This is a genomic window from Cellulomonas sp. (genome assembly GCF_965229465.1).
In the GTDB taxonomy this organism is placed as follows: domain Bacteria; phylum Actinomycetota; class Actinomycetes; order Actinomycetales; family Cellulomonadaceae; genus Cellulomonas.
Window position 1 is genome coordinate 2,760,415 of record NZ_OZ245882.1, and the last position, 18,821, is coordinate 2,779,235.

The 18,821-nt window shown below is 72.5% G+C and carries 14 protein-coding genes; 5 read left to right on the plus strand and 9 right to left on the minus strand.

The features are described from left to right. Positions 1-29: 29 nt before the first annotated feature. From ACO06A_RS13220 to ACO06A_RS13230, 3 genes are read right to left on the minus strand one after another with little or no spacing between them, the layout of a single operon-like run. Positions 30-260: an acyl-CoA carboxylase subunit epsilon gene (locus ACO06A_RS13220; protein ID WP_421732693.1), complete on the minus strand. Its 231-nt coding sequence runs from the start codon at positions 258-260 to the stop codon at positions 30-32. Further along, positions 257-862, minus strand: coding sequence for a hypothetical protein (locus ACO06A_RS13225; protein ID WP_421732694.1), 606 nt, complete (start codon positions 860-862; stop codon positions 257-259). Before ACO06A_RS13225 ends, ACO06A_RS13220 begins: the two co-directional genes overlap by 4 nt. Further along, complete coding sequence (locus ACO06A_RS13230; protein ID WP_421732695.1) at positions 859-2,460, minus strand: acyl-CoA carboxylase subunit beta; 1,602 nt, start codon at positions 2,458-2,460, stop codon at positions 859-861. Before ACO06A_RS13230 ends, ACO06A_RS13225 begins: the two co-directional genes overlap by 4 nt. A gap of 104 nt (positions 2,461-2,564) precedes the next feature. Here ACO06A_RS13230 and ACO06A_RS13235 point away from each other — a divergent pair, with 104 nt between their 5' ends. From ACO06A_RS13235 to ACO06A_RS13245, 3 genes are all read left to right on the plus strand, one after another. Continuing rightward, a complete protein-coding gene (locus ACO06A_RS13235; protein ID WP_421732696.1) occupies positions 2,565-3,416 on the plus strand; it encodes a biotin--[acetyl-CoA-carboxylase] ligase in 852 nt (283 codons plus the stop codon). Between the two features lie 14 nt (positions 3,417-3,430). Then, a complete protein-coding gene (locus ACO06A_RS13240; protein ID WP_421732697.1) occupies positions 3,431-4,507 on the plus strand; it encodes an adenylate/guanylate cyclase domain-containing protein in 1,077 nt (358 codons plus the stop codon). A 177-nt stretch (positions 4,508-4,684) separates the two neighbouring features. Then, positions 4,685-6,358, plus strand: a complete 1,674-nt coding sequence (locus ACO06A_RS13245; RefSeq protein WP_421732698.1) for a hypothetical protein — start codon at positions 4,685-4,687, stop codon at positions 6,356-6,358. A gap of 124 nt (positions 6,359-6,482) precedes the next feature. On the opposite strand, the gene ACO06A_RS13250 is transcribed toward ACO06A_RS13245, so the two are convergent. Next, entirely contained in the window at positions 6,483-7,226 is a 744-nt protein-coding gene (locus ACO06A_RS13250) for an SOS response-associated peptidase (protein WP_421732699.1), read from the minus strand. 71 nt (positions 7,227-7,297) lie between these two features. Here ACO06A_RS13250 and ACO06A_RS13255 point away from each other — a divergent pair, with 71 nt between their 5' ends. Together ACO06A_RS13255 and ACO06A_RS13260 are read left to right on the plus strand one after the other, a co-directional pair. Then, positions 7,298-8,599: a multidrug effflux MFS transporter gene (locus tag ACO06A_RS13255; protein ID WP_421732700.1), complete on the plus strand. Its 1,302-nt coding sequence runs from the start codon at positions 7,298-7,300 to the stop codon at positions 8,597-8,599. Positions 8,600-8,808: 209 nt separating this feature from the next. Then, a complete protein-coding gene (locus tag ACO06A_RS13260; protein ID WP_421732701.1) occupies positions 8,809-11,913 on the plus strand; it encodes an Ig-like domain-containing protein in 3,105 nt (1,034 codons plus the stop codon). Positions 11,914-11,925: 12 nt separating this feature from the next. Here the strand turns inward: ACO06A_RS13260 and ACO06A_RS13265 are convergent, their stop codons facing one another. The 5 genes from ACO06A_RS13265 to ACO06A_RS13285 form a co-directional block, all read right to left on the minus strand. Beyond that, entirely contained in the window at positions 11,926-13,146 is a 1,221-nt protein-coding gene (locus tag ACO06A_RS13265; protein WP_421732702.1) for a pyridoxal phosphate-dependent aminotransferase, read from the minus strand. Between the two features lie 64 nt (positions 13,147-13,210). Then, entirely contained in the window at positions 13,211-13,339 is a 129-nt protein-coding gene (locus ACO06A_RS13270; protein ID WP_175346467.1) for a molybdopterin oxidoreductase, read from the minus strand. A gap of 237 nt (positions 13,340-13,576) precedes the next feature. Continuing rightward, positions 13,577-14,104, minus strand: a complete 528-nt coding sequence (locus tag ACO06A_RS13275; RefSeq protein WP_421732703.1) for a hypothetical protein — start codon at positions 14,102-14,104, stop codon at positions 13,577-13,579. Between the two features lie 160 nt (positions 14,105-14,264). Continuing rightward, on the minus strand, positions 14,265-16,946 hold the full coding sequence (gene adhE, locus ACO06A_RS13280; protein ID WP_421732704.1) for a bifunctional acetaldehyde-CoA/alcohol dehydrogenase: 2,682 nt from the start codon (positions 16,944-16,946) through the stop codon (positions 14,265-14,267). A gap of 94 nt (positions 16,947-17,040) precedes the next feature. Beyond that, the gene (locus tag ACO06A_RS13285; protein WP_421732706.1) at positions 17,041-18,750 is read right to left on the minus strand and encodes a cation:proton antiporter; all 1,710 of its coding nucleotides are present in this window, start codon (positions 18,748-18,750) and stop codon (positions 17,041-17,043) included. Between the last annotated feature and the right edge of the window lie 71 nt (positions 18,751-18,821).

An 18,821-nucleotide genomic window follows, 5' to 3' on the forward strand; every position in this document is an offset into this window, starting at 1 on the left:
GGTACCGGCCCGGCCAGAGCGCTTTCCGATCAGCCTCGCAGGCTCCAGCGCCACGCGTCCGGGCCCGGCCGCAGCGCGACGCGGGAGCCTCGCATCGTGCGGCGGCGGTCCGCCCACGGAGCCGCGACGGCGCGGTCGGTGACCTCCGCCAGGCGGGCGCGCTCCGATGCGGCAGCCATGAGCCCGGCCACCAGTGCCGCGAGCTCCATGTCGTCCGGCGTGCCGCGGACCACCTGCACGTGGGCGTCGCGCTGCGTCACGACATTCCCGTCACGTCGTCGTCGTCCTCATCGTCCTCGTCCGCGTCGTCCAGCTCGTCCTCGAACTCGACCGCAGCGCCGCGCGACGCCCCCCACTCGCCCACCTCGAACCCGGCGTCCACCAGGTGCTGCGCCAGCTCGGCGCCGCCCTGCTCCACCAGGTCGAGCACCGACTCCAGCGAGAGGTCCGACGTGCCGGGCGGCGGACCGACGACGAAGCCGAGGTGGAACGTGTCGATCTCGGCGTCGCTGCGCGGTGCGTCCGCGTCGCCGTGCTCGTCCTCGCCCCAGGACATGCCCGTGAGGTCGGCGTGCAGGCCCAGGCGCTCGTGCAGCAGGTCGTACAGCCGGGCGTTGAGGCTGCCGATCTCCGACTCCAGCACGAGGATGCGCGGGTCCTCGTCGGCCTCCGTCGAGCCGAACTCGGCGCGCACACCCACCGCGGCGTCGACGTACCCGTGCAGGGCCGCGGCCAGTGCGGCGACGGCGGCGTGCAGGTCCGTGGCGTCGACGCCGACCAGCGGCTCGGGGCCGTGCGAGGGGTTGTCGTGCCCGCTGTGCTCGTCGTGCTCGTCGTGCTCGTCGTGCTGGTGCTCGCTCATAGGGGGATGTTCCCGTGCTTCTTCGGGGGGAGGCTGGCGCGTTTGGTGCGCAGCAGACGGAGGGCCTTGGTGATCTCGGTGCGGGTCTTCGCCGGGGCGATCACCGCGTCGACGTAGCCGCGGTCGGCGGCGTCCCAGGGGTTCACGATCGCCTCCTCGTACTCCGCGGTCAGGCGTCGGCGCTCGGCCTCCACGTCCCCACCTGCCTCGGCGACGGACTTCAGAGCGCCGCGCTGCAGGATGTTCACCGCACCGCCCGCGCCCATGACGGCGATCTGCGCGGTCGGCCACGCCAGGTTCACGTCGGCGCCCAGCTGCTTGGAGCCCATGACGATGTATGCGCCACCGTACGCCTTGCGGGTGATGACGGTGACGAGCGGGACGGTGGCCTCGGCGTACGCGTAGATGAGCTTGGCGCCGCGGCGGATGATGCCGTTCCACTCCTGGTCGGTGCCCGGCAGGAACCCCGGGACGTCGACGAACGTGAGCACCGGGAGGTTGAACGCGTCGCACGTACGCACGAAGCGCGCGGCCTTCTCGGCGGCGTTGATGTCCAGCGTGCCGGCCATCGACATCGGCTGGTTGGCGACGATCCCGACGGGGTGCCCCTCCACGTGCCCGAACCCGATGAGCACGTTCTGGGCGTACAACGGCTGGACCTCGAGGAGTACACCGTCGTCGAGCACGTGCTCCAGGACGGTCCGCATGTCGTACGGCTGGTTGTCCGAGTCGGGCAGGAGGGTGTCGAGCTCCTCGTCGACGTCGGTCACCTCGAGGTCGGTCTCGTGGTCGAACGTCACGGGGTCCGTGAGGTTGTTCTGCGGCAGGTAGGTGAGCAGGGAGCGCACGTAGTCCAGCGCGTCGTCCTCGTCGGAGGCCATGTAGTGCGCGACGCCGGAGCGGGTGTTGTGCGTGGTCGCACCGCCCAGCTCCTCGAAGCCGACGTCCTCCCCGGTGACCGCACGGATCACGTCCGGGCCGGTGATGAACATGTTGGAGGTGCCGTCGACCATCACGATGAAGTCGGTGAGCGCGGGGGAGTAGACGGCGCCGCCCGCCGACGGGCCGAGGATGAGGCTGATCTGCGGGATCACCCCGGACGCGGCGACGTTGCGGCGGAAGATCTCCGCGAACTGCGTCAGGCCCGCGACACCCTCCTGGATGCGCGCGCCGCCGCCGTCGCTGATGCCGATGAGCGGCACCCCGGTGCGTAGCGCGAGGTCCATGACCTTGGTGATCTTCTCGCCGTGCACCTCGCCCAGGCTGCCGCCGAAGACCGTGAAGTCCTGCGAGTAGATGCAGACGGGGCGGCCGTCCACCGTGCCGTGGCCGACGACGACGCCGTCGCCGGCGATCCGCTTCTTGTCCAGACCGAAGTTGGTGGAGCGGTGCCGGACGAAGGCGTCGAGCTCGGTGAACGAGCCCGGGTCGAGGAGCTGCTCGATGCGCTCGCGGGCGGACCGCTTGCCGCGCGCGTGCTGCTTGTCGACGGCGGACTGCTCGGCCGCGGCTCCCGCCTCGTAGCGCGAGGCGAGGTCCGCCAGCTTGGCGGCCGTGGTGCGCGGAGCCGTCTCGACGGGCTGCTGGGTGTCGGTCACCCGACCGAGGCTAGTTGTCGACGCCCACCATGCACGTGCAGTGCGATGACCGCGTTGCCCGCGTCGGGGTGTCGGGTTCCCACAAGGGGCGACAGGATGGCGGCATGCCCACGCTTCGCGTCGCCGAGCTCCGCGACCTCCTGCTCGCCCCCGCCGGGCCGCTCACGCGCGTCGAGGTGGTGGACGTGACCGAGTCCACCAACACCGACCTCGCCGACGCGCTGCGCGCCGACCCGGCCTCGTGGCCGGACGCGAGCGTGCTCGTCGCGGAGCACCAGGCCGGAGGTCGCGGCCGGGCGGGACGCTCGTGGGAGACGCCGCCCGGGACGTCGTTGACGTGCAGCTTCGTCGTCCACCCACCGGTGCCGGCGACGTCGTTCGGCTGGATCGGGCTGCTCGCCGGGCTCGGTGCGGTCAACGCCCTGCGGGCCACGGCCGGCGTCCCTGCGACGCTCAAGTGGCCGAACGACCTGCTCGTACCCGCCGAGACCGAGGTCGAGGGGTGGGGGGCCGTGCGCAAGGTCGGCGGGATCCTGGCCGAGGTGGTCGCGCTGCCGTCGGGTCAGCCCCCGGCCGTCGTCATCGGGATCGGGATCAACGTCAGCCAGACGGCCGACGAGCTCCCCGTGCCCAGTGCGACCTCGCTGGCGCTCGCGGGCGCGCAGCACGTCGATCGCGAGAGCATGCTGGTCGCTCTCGTCGCCGCGCAGGTGGAGGTGGCACAGCGCTGGCGCGAGTCCGGCGGCGACGCCGTCCGGTCCGGGCTGGCCGACGAGGTCGCGGCCGTCTGCGGCACCCTGGGCTCCGTCGTGCGGGTCGAGCTGCCGGGCGCCGGCACGGTCACCGGCCTGGCCGCACGGCTGGACGAGGACGGCGCGCTGGTGGTCGTCGACGACGCGGGCACCCCGCACCGTGTGCTCGCTGGTGACGTACGCCACGTCCGCGCAGCCGGGTGAACTACCCTCGTCCCGTGCCGGACGAGCAATCGCATGACCTCGACTTCCTCGAGTCGACCGTAGGGGAGCTCGACGCCGAGCTGCTGGGCGGCCCGCGCACGCTGACCGCCCGTGACCTGGCCGAGCGCGCCGGGATCGAGATCGACGTGGTCCGCGCGTTCTGGACCACGATGGGCCTGCCGCACACCGACCCGGACGACCCGATCTACACCGAGCGCGACGCCGAGGCCATCGACCGGGCGGCCGCCCTGGTCCGCGAGCACGGGCTCGACCTGCGCACCGTCATCACCGTCACCCGCGCCCTCGGGCACACGTCCGACCGCCTTGCGCTCTGGCAGGTGGAGGCGCTGGTCGAGGACATGGCCACGCGCTACGAGCTCGACGACACCTCGGCACGGCTGCTCGTCCTCGACCGCCTCGCGTCCCTGGCGCCGGTCCTCGAGGCCCAGCTGGTGCACTCCTACCGCCGCCAGCTCGCGGCGATCGCGGGCCGGTACGCGGGCGAGTTCGGCCAGCTCCGCGGGCCCGACCCCGACCGCTCCGCGCTGCCGCTGGCCCGTGCGGTCGGGTTCGCGGACATGGTCTCGTTCACGCGCCGGACCGCCGGCCTGGGGTCCACCGACCTCTCCCAGTTCGTGCAGCGGTTCGAGGCTGCCGCGCGCGACGTGGTCTCCGCCAACGGGGGGCGCGTGGTCAAGACCATCGGCGACGCCATCCTCTTCGTCGCCGACAGCGCCGCCACCGGGGCGATCATCGCGCTCGGGCTGGCGGACGCCCTGGGCAAGGAGCTCGACGTCGACCGGGAGACCACGACCGGGGGTCTCTTCGAGGGTGCCCGCGGCGTCACTCCCGTGCGCGTGGGGCTCGTGTGGGGGCGCGTGCTGTCGCGGTTCGGCGACGTCTTCGGGCCCGACGTGAACCTCGCCGCCCGGCTGACCGACATCGCCGATCCGAGCACCGTCCTGGTCGACGCCTCCACCGCCGAGGTGCTCTCCGCCGATCCGCGGTTCGTGCTCGAACCGCGGCCGGCGCGGCGGCTGGCGGGGATCGGGTCCGTGGCGCCGGTGCGGCTGCGGGCGGCGGGGGCGTAGCTCGGGCTGGTTCGGCGGCTGCGTTTCTGGTCGTGTGCGCCTCCGGTTGACGCGTCTTTCGGCTGCCGACGCTTACTGAATCGGTGGGCTGTGGGCGGCTCGGCGTTCGGGTCTGTGGATATGTTTGTGCAGGTCAGAGCCTTGATACTCGATCCGGTGTGACCTAGAATCGTACGTATGTTCGATACGGCGGTCCCGGTGGTCGAGGTGGCGGCGCACGTGCGCGACGCCACCGCGACCGGGGCTGCGGCGCGGGTGTGTGACGCGGCCGCGGCGCTCGCGGCGGTCGCGCGCTCGAGTGCGGCGTGGACCGCGGCGGACCGGGCGTCGGTGCTCGTGGCGGTGCGTGCGGCGCAGGCGGCGTTGGCCGAGGCGCAGGGTTTCGTGCTGGTCGCGGACCGTGATGCCGGGGACAGCCTGCGCCCGGGGGATCGCTCGTTCGAGGCGGCCCAGGCGCGGGTGACCCGGTCCGGGCTGGGGGAGGCGTCCCGGGTGGTGCGCCAGGCGGACGCCCTGGTGTCGATGGGCACGGTCGCGGCCGGGGTCCGGGAGGGGTCGGTGCCGTTGGGGCACCTGGACGAGCTGGCCCGGGTCGCAGCTGCTGCTACCCCGGAGGTGGCGGCGGTGCTGCGCACTCCGCAGGCGCAGGAGCAGGTGGTGGGGATGGCCCGGGTCGCGTCGCGGCCGGACTTCGCTCGGGCGTTGGCCCGCTGGGTCGCCGCCCAGGACCCCGGTGCGTTGGAGGCCGAGCATGAGGCCCAGCACCGGGAGCGGTTCTTCTCCCTGTCCGCCCAACCTGATGGCGTGTTCTTGAAGGGTCGCCTGGACCGGATCGCCGGGGAGTCCCTGCGGGTGGCGTTGGATGCGATGGGCCAGTACGGCGATGACACCCGTTCCCCGGGGCAGGCCAGCGCGGACGCGTTGACGATGTTGGCCGAACACGCGTGTGCCGGTTCTGGGCCGCGGTCCGCGGTGGGTGGCGCTGGGGGTGCTGATACCGCTGCCGGCGGGGATGCGGCCGACCGGCCGGTTGGTGGGCTGCCCGGGTCGGTGAGTCGCCCGCACGTATCCCTGCTCGTGGCGGCCGAGACGATCGCGGAGCTACTGACCCATCAGCGGGCGCTGGACGAGGCGGCCGTCGCGGCCCACGGTCGCGCCGGCACGCTCGACGACGCCGCCACGCGCGCTGACGCCGCCACGCTTAACGACGCCGACAGGCGCGACGACGTCGACGCCCGCCGTGCCGGTGCTGGGCTGGCACCCGGACATCTCTGCGCCCCGATCGCCCTGCCCTGGGGGACCGTGGCACCCGCGACCCTGGAGGACGGCACCCCGGTGCCCATGTCGGAGCTGGCGCGGGTGCTGTGCGAGGCGGAGATCACCCGGATCGTGATGTCCGCCGAGAGTCTCCCGCTGGATGTGGGACGGTCCAAGCGGTTGTTCACCACCGCGCAACGGCGGGCTGCGGTGGTCCGGGACGGGCAGTGCGTGTGGAACGGGTGCGAGCAGCACGCGTCGCGCTGCGAGGTGCACCACATCCGCTGGTGGGGCCGCGACTCCGGTGCTACCTCGTTGAGCAACGCGGCCTTGTTGTGCAAGCACCACCACAGTGAGGTCCACCGACTCAACCTGACCATCCACCGGCTGGAGAAACTCCCCGGATGGACCCGGCGCCAGCGCGCCAAGGCGGAACTCCGCGAGTCGACGACTGGGATGAGTGCGCTTGGTGCGACGGGTGCCGTGGGTGCGAGCATCGACGCGCCCACCACCGGACGGGCACCCCTGCGCTACGCGTTCCGCAACCACCGCGGATACACCGTCAATGCCCCCGACGGACACCCGCCCGGCTGAAGTCGCCGGCGGCCTTCCCCTGTCAGCGAGCCGCAAGCAGTGCGCATGAAGCACGAGCGCGGGGATTGCGCGTAGGGGAGGGAGTGGGCAGGGGTGGACCGTCGGGGCGGGTAAGCGGGTCCCGCTAGGCGGGCTCGTCTACTTCCAGGGCGACCTCGTCGACCAAGGAGGGGCCGTTGTTGGCGACCGTGTTGACGGCCGTCGAGACCGGGGTGGCGACGATCTCTGGTGCCGGGGCCTCGAGAAGCTCCATGGCGCCGGCTGCGCCAACTGCCGGGTCGAGCCAGGCCGACCAGGCCTCGGGTCGCAGCATGAGGGGCTGCCGGTCGTGGATGTGCGCGAGCTCGTCGGAGGCCGGGCGCGTGATGACCGTGGCGCTCACCACCCAGCGCGCCGGGTCGTCGTCGTCCTTGCTGGGGTCCTTCCAGAACTCGTACAGCCCGGCGAGTGCCACGACGTCGCCGTCGGCGGGGTGCAGGAAGTACGGCTGCTTGCGCTTGCTGGTCGCGCCCGGCGCGGGCTTCTTCCACTCGTAGTAGCCGTCGGCCGGCAGGAGTGCCCGGCGCACGGCGAACGGGCGGGCGAACGCCGGCTTGTCCGCGATCGACTCGACGCGTGCGTTGATCATCCGGTTGCCCACGGAGATGTCCTTCGCCCACGACGGCACGAGTCCCCAGCGCGCGACGCGGAGCTGCCGGGTGATCTCGCCGGTCTCCTTGTCCGCGCGCTCGACCACCATGCGCACACCGTCGGTCGGGGCGACGTTCCAGGACGGTCCGAGCAGCCGGACGTCGTCGGCGACGGTGGCGATGGCGAACTCGTCGGCCAGCGCCTGGTCCTCACGGAAGGAGGCATAGCGACCACACATGGGTACCAGCGTGCCAGGCGTCACCCACGCTCACATCGAATCGATTCGTTTTCTGTGGGAGAATCGACCCGATGAGCTCGCGCCCCACCACTCCCGCACTGACCGGCCCCGTGCCGGTCACGGGCGTCGTACCCCCCGGGGTGGTGCCGACGGTCGACTCCGCGCCGGCCCCGCAGTACCGCCCCAACGCCAAGTACGTGCTGCTGCTGGGGCTGATGTGCGCCCTGCCGGCCATCTCGACCGACATCTACCTGCCGTCGCTCCCGGACGTCGCACGGGACCTGAAGACCTCCGCCACGGCCGCGCAGCTGACCATGACCGCGATGCTCATCGGCGGCGCCGTCGGGCAGCTCGTGATCGGACCGCTGTCGGACCGGTTCGGGCGCCGCAAGCCGGTGCTGGTCGGGGTGTCGCTGCACGTGGTGACGTCGATCCTGTGCGCGGTCGCGCCGGCGATCGTGCCGCTGATCGGGCTGCGCACCATGCAGGGGTTCTTCAACGCGTCGGCCAGCGTGGTCGCCATGGCGATCATCCGGGACCGGTTCGTCGGCTCGGACGCCTCGCGCCTGATGTCCCGCCTCATGCTCGTGATCGGGGTGGCGCCGCTGTTCGCGCCCTCGGTCGGCGGGGTCATCGCCGGGCAGTGGGGCTGGCGCGGCGTGTTCGGGGCGCTGGCGATCTTCGGCGTCGTCCTGTGGGTCGTCGTGTGGCGTCGGCTGCCCGAGACCCTTCCCCCCGAGCGGCGTCGCGAGGGTGGCCTGAAGTCCGCCCTGGCGGGGTACCGGAAGCTGTTCAAGGACCGGCACTTCGTCGCGCTGGCGATCCTGCCCGGCCTCGGGGTCGCGGTGCTCATGAGCTACGTCGTCGCGTCGCCGTTCGTGCTGCGCGAGGGCTACGGCCTGTCCGCGCACCAGTTCTCCCTGCTGTTCGCGGTCAACGGGATCGGCCTGGTGGCCGGCGCGCAGGTGAACGCCGCCCTGGTGCGCCGCGTGGCCCCGATCCGGATCGTGCGCGTGGTCCTGCCCGTCTCGCTGGGGCTCACGCTCGTGCTCCTGGCCATCGCGATCACCGGGTGGGGCGGGCTGATCGCGCTGCTGGTCGTCCTGTGGCTCATCCTCGCGATGGTCAACTTCGTGCCGCCGAACGCCTCGGCCCTCGCGCTCAGTCGGCACGGCGAGGTCGCCGGGACCGCGGCGGCTGTCATCGGGGCCACGCAGGCGGGTGTCTCCGGCATCGTCAGCCCGTTGTCGGGCCTGCTCGGGGGCGATGCGGTCGCGATGGCCGCGGTCATGGTCGGTGCCTCGGTGGCGGCGCTCCTGGTGCTCGCGCTGGCCACCCCGGCGTACCACCGCGACGGAGCCTGGACCGTCTGACGCCACGATCGGGTGACGGCCTGATCAGGCCTTTCGCTCGTCGCGGGACATCTCGGGTGGGTGATATCCGTACTGGACGCCCGTCCGACACGTCCGGCCCTGCCGGGAGGTCGTCCCACGTCTCTAGCGTGCGCGTCGACCACAGCCTCGAACTGCTGCGCGCCTGGAGACAACCGGGAGCGTGTGGGGCCGCTGGAAGGACCCGACCCATGCTGCGTCGCCTCGCGCTCAGCCTCCTCGTCGCCGTGCTCGCGCTCGGCGGCGCGGCTGCGCCTGCGCTCGCGTCGGGCAGCGGCGACCTGTTCCCGCGCGTCGGTGCGGCCGACGCCCCCTGCGACGCCACGCACCCGTGCCGTGCTGCGCTCGAGTGGCGGACCAACGCGTACGGGCCGGCGGGGGACACGCAGATCCGGCGGCGGACGCTCTTCACCGTCTTCGCCCGGGCGGGCGAGCAGATCCTCACGGGGTCGTCGTCGATGGGTACCGGGACCGCGGACATCGCCATCTGGAACCCCGGGCAGATCACCGACACCGAGGCGGCCACCCTGCCGGCCGTGGTGGACGGGACAAACGGGTTCAGCTGCGCGGCGCAACGGCCGGATCCCACGAGCCTCGTCGGCAGGCTGAGCGCGCGCGCCCAGGAGCTGGCCGGCGCCCGGTCGGCCGACGGCACCCAGAACACGGCGGGCTACGTGCCCTGCGTCTACACGGCACCCACGACCGGCCTGTACCGCGTGGCGTTCTACGGCGCGGCGGGTTCGGGCAACGCGGCGGACGGCACCCCGGACCGCCACCTCGACCCGGCGGGCGGGTTCCTCGCCGCGGCCGGCTCGGCGATCAACGCCTGGGACCTCACGGTCCGCGACGGGGCCCCGGCGTCGATCGACGACATCCCCGGCCGCGCCCTGACGTACGTGCTGGCCGGCTTCACGGGCGGCAACCCGCGACCCGTGAGCATGCGCCTGTTCCTCAACACGCTCGACGGCTACCGGTACGCGGTGGACACCCGCGGGTTCGACCCGAACGGCTTCGTCTTCTACGGCAACCGCGAGGGGTTCCTCGACGCCGACCGCACGACGCCGCTCAACCACGACGTCGTCGGCACCGGCAGCGGGCCGCAGATGCTCCCGGCCCTCGACGGCGGCGTGCACCTGGCCGCGCCCCAGTACCCGCTGTCGTTCGAGCCGCTGGCCACCGAGACCCTGGCCGCGCTGGGCATCCCGGCGACGCCGGTGCCGCCGACGCTCAGCGCGGTCGACTTCACCGGTCTGGCCACCGACCACGGCAGCTACGTGGGCCAGGGCGGCACGTTCGCGCTCGAGGCCGGCTCCGGCGGGACCTACGAGATCGTCATCTCCCGCGACGGCGTCAGCTTCGACCCAGGCCTGCCCGGCAACCGGGCCCTGCGCGGCCTGGTGCCCGCGGGCACCTTCACGGTGACGTGGGACGGCAACGACAACACCGGCGTCGCCCTCCCGGTGAAGACCGGCTACGCCGTGCGGGCCGTGCTGCGCGCCGGGGAGTACCACGCGCCCATGCTCGACGTGGAGAGCTCGACGAAGGGCGGCCCGAGCATCACGCTCCTCAACCCCCCGAACGGCGACTGCCCCTTCACGGGCGTGCCGAGCGACGGCACCAACTGCACGCGCGTCTTCTTCGACGACCGCACCTACGTCACGAGCGCGGGCACCCGCGTGGGCGACCTCACGTCGGGCACCCTGTGCGCCGCGTTCTCGGGCGCGGTGCCCGCGCAGCTGTTCGCGGACCCGGACGGCGGCGTCGACAGCACGGGCACGGCGCGCGCGTTCGGCGACGGAGCCGGCCTCAACGCGAACCAGCACTGCCCTGCGACGGGCGGCACCCTGGGCGACGCCAAGGGCCTCGACCTGTGGACCTACTTCCCGTCGCAGCGCACGGCGACCTCGCTCGACGTGCTGCCCGTCCCCGCGGTCCCGGTGGCCGCCGACGACACCGGCAGCACCCCGATCGGCACCGCGCTCGTCGTCCCCGCCGCCGGCGTGCTCGCCAACGACGCCGGCACGCGCCTGACCGTGCTCAGCTCCACCACCCCGCTGCACGGGTCGGTGGCGACGAACCCCGACGGGTCGTTCACCTACACGCCGGCGCTCGGCTACACCGGCTCGGACCAGTTCGACTACACGATCACCGACGACTACGGGCAGACCGACGTCGCGACCGTCCACCTCACGGTCACGCCGCTCGCGGTCGACGACACGTGGACGACGACGGTCAACACCCCCGTCACGGTGGGCGCGCCGGGCGTCCTCGGCAACGACCTCGGCATGGTCCTCACCGCGGGGACGCCCTCGCTCCCGACGCACGGCACGGTGGCGCTGGATCCGTCCGGCGCGCTGGTCTACACGCCCGACCTCGACTTCTCCGGGACGGACACGTTCACGTACGTGGCCACTGACGGGCCCCTGTCCGACCAGGCCACGGTGACGATCATCGTGACGCCTGCGGCCACCGACGACGACCTGGGCACGGTCCCGCCCAACGTCACGAGCACGGGGACTGCGCCCGGGATCCTGGGCAACGACGCCGGCTCGGTACTCACGGTGACCGCCGTCGGGACGCCGGCCCACGGCACGGTCACGGTCGACCCGGACGGCAGCTGGGCGTACACGCCGCCTGCCGGGTGGGGCGGGACGGACTCGTTCACCTACACCGCGACCGACGCGGCGGGCCAGACCGTCGGCGCCATGGTCACCGTGCACGTGACGGCGCCCGTCCAGCTCGCCTCGGCGTCCGACGACCACGCCACCGGCGCCCCGGGCACGCCCACCACCCTGCTCGAGCTCACCAACGACGCTCCGGGCGACCACTTGGCCTGGGACCTGCCCACCGTGCGGCTCCTCGACCCCGTGAGCGGGCTGCCGGTCGGCTCGGTGACCGCGCCGGGCGAGGGCGTGTGGACCGTCGTGAGCGGGCAGGTCCGGTTCACGCCCGTCGCCGGGTTCCAGGGTGACGCCGACCTGGGCTACCAGGTGACCAACACCCGGGGGCAGACCGTGACGGCCTCGATGACGGTCAGCTATCCGGCGCCGCTGTCGGCCGTCGTCGCGCCCCCGGTCCTCCCGGTCGCGTCCACCCCGGCCACGCCGGCCACGGGGACGCCAGCCCGGCGGACCACGCTCACCGTGACCGTGCGGCTCCCCGGCGACCCGTCGCGAACGGCGGGCCTGGCGACGACCGGTGCCGACCCGGCCGCAGCGCTGCTGATCGCGTTCTGCCTGGTCGGTGCGGGTGTGGTGATTCTGCGGGCGCGACGACGGGTGACGGCGCGGGCCTGACCGCGGGGACGCTCAGCCGCGGTGCAGCCGGTGCAGGCCTGCGACGGCCTGCGCCAGCACCTCGTCGCGCTTGACGAAGGTGAACCGCACCCACGACCGCAGCGCACGGTCGACGTCGGAGCCCGCGTGGGTGAAGGCGGACACGGGCACGCCGACCACGCCCGCCAGACCCGGCAGGTCACGGCACAGGGCGGCACCGTCGTCGTACCCGAGGGGTGCCGCGTCGGCGAGCACGAAGTACGTGCCGTGCGGCCGGACCACCGTGAACCCGGCGTCCTCCAGCCCCGCGCAGAGCAGGTCGCGCCGCCGGGACAGCGACGCGGCGAGCTCGACCACCCACGCCGCCACGCCCGGGTCCCGCAGCGCGAAGGCGACCGCCGGCTGGAACGGCGCACCGGAGACGTAGGTGAGGAACTGCTTGACCGTCCGTACCGCGGTCACCAGGTGCTCGGGGCCGGTCACCCAGCCGATCTTCCAGCCGGTGAAGGAGAAGGTCTTGCCGGCCGACGAGATGGTCAGCGTCCGCTCCGCCATCCCGGGCAGGGTGGCGATCGGCACGTGCGCGGAGGCGGACCCGTCGAGCACCAGGTGCTCGTACACCTCGTCCGTCACCACCACCGCGTCGTGCGCGACGGCCAGCCCGGCGATCGCCGTCAGCTCGTCGACCGTGAGCACGGTGCCGGTGGGGTTGTGCGGGGTGTTCACCAGCACCAGCCGCGTGCGCGTGGTGAACGCGGCGGCCAGCGCGGCGAGGTCGAGGCGGAAGCCGTCCGCGGTCGCGTGCAGCGGCGCGGTGGTGTGGGTGGCGCCGGCCAGCGCGATCACCGCGGCGTACGAGTCGTAGAAGGGCTCGAGCGTGAGCACCTCGTCGCCCGGTCCGGCGAGCGCGAGCACCGTCGCGGCGATCGCCTCGGTCGCTCCCGCCGTCACCAGCACCTCGCGGTCCGGGTCCACAGCCAGGCCGTATCGCGACGACTGGTGCTCGACGATCGCCTCGCGCAGCGCGGGGATGCCCGGGCCGGGCGGGTACTGGTTGGCGCCGGCCGCGATCGCGTCCTGCGCGGCGCGAGCCACGGACGCGGGGCCGTCGACGTCGGGGAAGCCCTGCCCGAGGTTGACCGCTCCGGTGCGCGCGGCCAGCGCCGACATCTCGGCGAACACGGTCGCCCGGGGGACGCCGTCGTCGCCCATGAGCCCCGTCGCCCGGGCGACGTCCTGCCAGCGCGCTGTCATGCCCAGAAGGGTAGGCGGTGCCTCGAGCTGAACCCGTCGGTGACGGGTCCGGGAGCGGGAGCGCTCAGCTCACCAGTCCGGTCGCGGCGGTCAGTCCCGCGACCACGACGAGTGCGAGGGACGCCCAGGCTGCGACGATCCACCACTCCACGTGGTGTCGCCGCAGAACCCGCTGCGCCTGTCGTTCGGCCATACCTACAAGATCGGCACGGACCGTGCCACGTACAACCGCACGCGCCGACGAGCGTGGATTTCACCCGGCAGGCACGCAACGAATCGCCGACACAGGACACGTCGGCGTCGGTCGTCGACGGTGGTCGTGGATAGAGCGAGGGCAACGAATCGCCGACAGGGGACACGTCGGCGTCGTTCGTCGACGGTGGTCGTGGACCGGGTGAGGGCAACGAATCGCTGCGATGCCACACCGATCTCAGCTGCCGGCGGCGGTCTCGAGCTTGTCGCCGAGCGTGGTCAGCTGCTGCGCCAGCTCGTCGAGGGAGTCGGCGGCGGACCCGGCGGCATTCGCCTTGGCGGCCTCGAGCTCGGCCTGGGCGTCCGCGACCTGGGCCTGGGCGTCGGCCAGAGCCTGCTGCGACGCGGCAGCGCCCTCGGCCTGTGCCTGGTCCAGAGCCGTCTGGGCGTCCTGCACGGCCGTCTGCGCGTCGGCGACGGCGGCGTCGGCCTGGGCCCGGGCGGAGTCGTCGAGCGTGCCGAGCTGGGCCTTGACGTCCTCGATCTTCTGCTGCGCGGCGTCGGCCTCCGCCTTGGCGTCGTCCACCTGCGCCTTGAGGTCGTCGATCGCGCTGCGCGCCTCGCTGGCGGCGTCCTTGGCCTGCTGGGCGGCGTCGTCGATGTCCGCGTCGGAGCAGGCGGACAGCCCGACGGCGAGCAGGGCGGCGATCACGGGAGCGCCGACGCGGGCGAGTCGGCGGCGGGGCGGGGTCGTCGAGGTGGGCATCGTGGTCCTCCGGAGGGGCAAGGCGGGCACAGGGGGCGGGTCCGGTGCCACAGTCTGCCCGTCGAGCCGACGACACGCCCGGCGGAGGTCGATCCGGGACGTACCGACGCACCGACGCCCCGCCCGCTGGTGAGCGGGCGGGGCGTCGGGGGCAGGCAGGTCAGACGGCGGGGAGGGGTTCCAGCTCGTCGGTCGCCTGCACGCTGCGGCGGGCACGGACATCCTCCAGGGAGGTGCCGTAGAAGGCCGCGGTCATGAGGTCCTTCATGTCGTCGATCATCGGCATGCGGGGGTTCGCCGGGGCGCACTGGTCCTCGTAGGCACCCATCGCCACCTCGTCGAGCCGCGAGATGAACTCGTGCTCGGACACACCCTGCGCCTGGAAGGACGCGGGGATGCCGACCTTGGACCGCAGCGACTCGACGGCCAGCGCGTAGGACTCGACGCCCTCCGCGGGGGTGCGCGCCGGGAGCCCGAGCATCGCCGCGAGCTGCTGGAACCGCTCGGGTGCGACGTAGTGCTCGTACTTGGGCCAGCTGGTGAGCTTGGTGGGCACCGTGCCGTTGTAGCGGATCACGTGCGGCAGCAGGGTCGCGTTCGTGCGGCCGTGCACCAGGTGGTGCGTCGAGCCGATGACGTGCGCCATCGCGTGCACGATCCCCAGGAACGAGTTCCCGAAGGCCATGCCGGCGATCGTGCCCGCGTTGTGCATCGACTCCCGGGCGTCCTGCGTGGCCGGGTCGGTCGGGCTGCCGTTCACCGACACCGCGAGGTTCTCGAAGATGAGGCGGACGGCCTGCATGGCCATGCCGTCGGTGAAGTCGTTGGCGTAGACGCTGACGTACGCCTCGGTGGCGTGCGTGAGGGCGTCGAAGCCGGAGTCCGCCGCCAGCGAGGCAGGCATCTTCGAGGTCAGGATCGGGTCGATGATGGCGACCGACGGGGTCAGCGCGTAGTCGGCCAGCGGGTACTTCTTGCCGGCCTCCGGGTCGCTGATGACCGCGAACGGCGTGACCTCGGCGCCCGTGCCCGACGTCGTCGGGATGCAGACCAGCTGCGCGAGCTCGCCCAGCACGGGGAACTTGAACGCACGCTTGCGAACGTCGAAGAACTTCTGCTTGAGGTCGGAGAACTGGATCTCCGGGTGCTCGTACAGCAGCCACATGACCTTGGCGGCGTCCATCGGCGAGCCGCCACCGAGCGCGATGATCGTGTCCGGCTTGAAGTGCCGCATCTGCGCCGCGCCGGCCTGGACCGTCTTCACGGAGGGCTCGGGCTCGACCTGGTCGATGATCTGCAGGGCGACCTTGTTCATCCGGCGGCCGAGCACGTCGATGATCTTGTCGACGAAGCCGAGGGTGGTCATGGTCGCGTCGGTGACGATGGTGACGCGCTCGACGTCGGGCATGTCGGCGAGGTAGCGGATGGCGTTCGGCTCGAAGTAGGTCTTCGCCGGAACCTTGAACCACTGCAGGTTGTTGTTCCGTCGGCCGATCCGCTTGATGTTCACCAGGTTGACCGCCGAGACGTTGTTGGACACGGAGTTGGAGCCGTACGAGCCGCAGCCGAGCGTCAGCGACGGGATGAACGAGTTGTAGATGTCGCCGATGCCGCCCAGCGAGGACGGTGCGTTCGCGATGATCCGGACGGCCTTGACGCGGCTGCCGAACTCCTCCGTGAGGGCGTCGTCCTGGGTGTGGATGGCCGCGGAGTGACCGAGACCGTCGAACTCCACCATCTGCTCGGCCAGCGTGATGCCGTGCTCGGTGGACTCGGCGCGCAGGACCGCCAGCACCGGGGCGAGCTTCTCGCGCGTCAGCGGCTCGTGCGGGCCGACGCCGCTGACCTCGGCGAGGATGATCGAGGTGTCCGCGGGGACGGTGAAGCCGGCCTTCTCGGCGATCCACTGCGGGCTCTGGCCGACCACGGACGCGTTCAGCTTGGCGTCGGCGCAGTTCTTGCCGTCCGCCTCGACGCCGAAGATGAAGTTCTCCAGCAGCGCCTTCTCGGCGGCGTTGGCGCGGTACGCGTGCAGGATGGCGAACTCGGCCATCGCGGCGTCGTAGATGACGTCGTCCAGGATCACCGCCTGCTCGGACGCACAGACCATGCCGTTGTCGAACGCCTTGGAGAGCACGACGTCGTTCACGGCCCGCTTCAGCTTCGCGGTCTTCTCGATATATGCGGGAACGTTGCCCGCCCCGACGCCGAGCGCTGGCTTGCCGCACGAGTAGGCCGCGCGGACCATCGCATTGCCGCCCGTCGCGAGGATGAGCGCGACGCCGGGGTGGTTCATGAGGGTGTTGGTCGCGGTGATCGACGGCGACTCCACCCACTGGATGCAGTGCTCGGGCGCGCCCGCGGCTACTGCGGCATCGCGGACCACGCGAGCGGCGGCGACGGACGAGGCCTGCGCGCTGGGGTGGAAGGCGAACACGATCGGGTTGCGCGTCTTGAGCGCGATGAGGGACTTGAAGATCGTGGTCGAGGTCGGGTTGGTCACGGGCGTGACGCCGCAGATGACTCCGACGGGCTCGGCGATCTCGGTGATGCCGGTGAGCTCGTCGTGGCTGATGACGCCGACCGACTTGAGCGTGGACATCGAGTTGGTGACGTGCTCGCACGCGAAGATGTTCTTCACGGCCTTGTCCTCGAACACGCCGCGGTTGGTCTCCTTGACCGCGAGGAGCGCGAGCTCGCCGTGCTTGTCGAGGGCGGCGACGGACGCCTTCTTCACCAGGTGGTCGACGTCGGCCTGCGTGAAGCGGGCGTACTCGTCGAGCGCTTTGCTGGCGTTCGCCACCAGCTGGTCGATCGCAGTGTCGGGCTTGGTCACGGTCACCGTTCAACTCCTAGTCGAGGCCGGTAGGGCCGCTCTGCGACCCTCTGCCCACGACGCTACGGACCCGACGTGCCCAATGGATGGGCCGAACGTCTCAGGTTCGCCGCACGCGCGTGACCCATGACGACGCCAGGCTCTCGTCCTCCAGGTCGAGCTCCCGCATCATCCGGCGCATCACGGCCTCGTCCAGCTCGCCGGAGTCGCGGCGGTCCATCAGCACCTCGCGCTGAGCAGCCACGATGTCCCGACGCAGCCGCTGGGTGCGCAGGCCCTCCTCCGCGGTGGGCACGTGCGACGGGCTGATCTCGCGCATCGCGCCGGTCAGCCCGGTGGGCTCCAGGGGCTCGTCGGGCACGCGCTCGTCGGCGGAGTCCGGGTCGAGCATGACGGCCGCGGCGGTGGCCCGGGCGCGCCAGACACCGGACAGCCGGTCGATCAGCTCACCGGCGCGCTCCGGTCCCAGCGACCGGCTCCAGTCGTCCCGCTGGCGCTCGAGCACGTCGTGCACGGCGTCGGCGGTGGCCACCCGGACGTCGGCCTCCTGGGCGGCGTCGCGCGCGGTCTCGTCGGCGGACCCGACCCCGAGGCGCGTGATCACCCAGGGCAGGGACAGGCCCTGGACCAGCAGCGTCCCGATGGCGACGGTGTAGGCGGCGAGCAGCACGGTCGCCCGCTCGGGGAACGGCTGGCCGGCGCTGACGGCCGGGATCGCGGCCGCCGCGGCGAGCGTCACGACGCCGCGCATCCCCGCCCACGACACCACGGCCGACTCGCGCAGCGACAACGAGTCCTTGGGTGGTCGATGGCTGCCGCGCAGGCGCAGGTGGTCGAAGCGCGCGGTGCCGACGATGTACAGCGGGCGCACCAGGATGGCGACCAGCAGGACCACCAGCGACACCAGGACCCCGTGGCGCAGGCCCTGGTCGGAGGCGATGACGTCCCGCACCACCCAGGGCAGCTGCATGCCGATGAGCGCGAACGTGAACGCCTCGAGCAGCAGGTCGACGGTGGACCAGATGGGCTCCTCGTAGAGGCGCGTCGCGTAGCCCGCCCGCGGGGACGTGTGCCCGAGGTAGAGCCCCGCGGCGACCACCGCCAGCACGCCCGACCCGGCCAGCTCCTCGGCCGACCAGTACGCCGCGAACGGGGTCAGCAGCCCGATCGCGGACGCGACCACCGGGTCGTCCAGCCGCAGCCGCACCGTGTGCACCACCCAGCCGATCAGCAGGCCGACCGCGACGCCGACGCTCACCGCGAGCGCGAACGTGAGCAGCCCGTCCGCGAGCGCCCAGGCGCCCGTGGCCACGCCCGCGAGCGCGACCTTGTACAGGGTGAGCGACGTGGCGTCGTTGATCAGGCTCTCCCCGGACAGCAGCGTCATCACGCGGCGGGGCAGGCCCAGGCGCTTGCCGACGGCTGCCGCGGCGACCGCGTCCGGGGGCGCGACGACCGCGCCGAGCACGAGGGCGGCGGCGAACGGCACGGACGGTTCGAGCCACCAGAACGCGACCGCGACCGCCGCGGCACTGACCAGCACGAGGCCGACGCCGAGGCGGGTGATCGAGTTCAGCGACGACCGGAAGTCGCGGTACGAGCTGGACAGCGCCGCGGAGTACAGGAGCGGAGGGAGCACGAACTCGAGCAGCACGTGCGAGTCGATCTCGAACCGGGGCACGCCCGGGACGAACGACACGACGATCGCGACGGCGACCAGCACCAGGGGCGCCGGCCAGCCGCGCCGACGGCACACGGCCGTGACGGCCACAGCCCCGGCGACCAGGAGGAACACTTGCACGTGCTGCACGCGGCCGCCCTCCCGTCACGACGTCTGCCGGTCTCCGCGACCCTACAAGCGCCCCGACGGCCCGGCCGGGC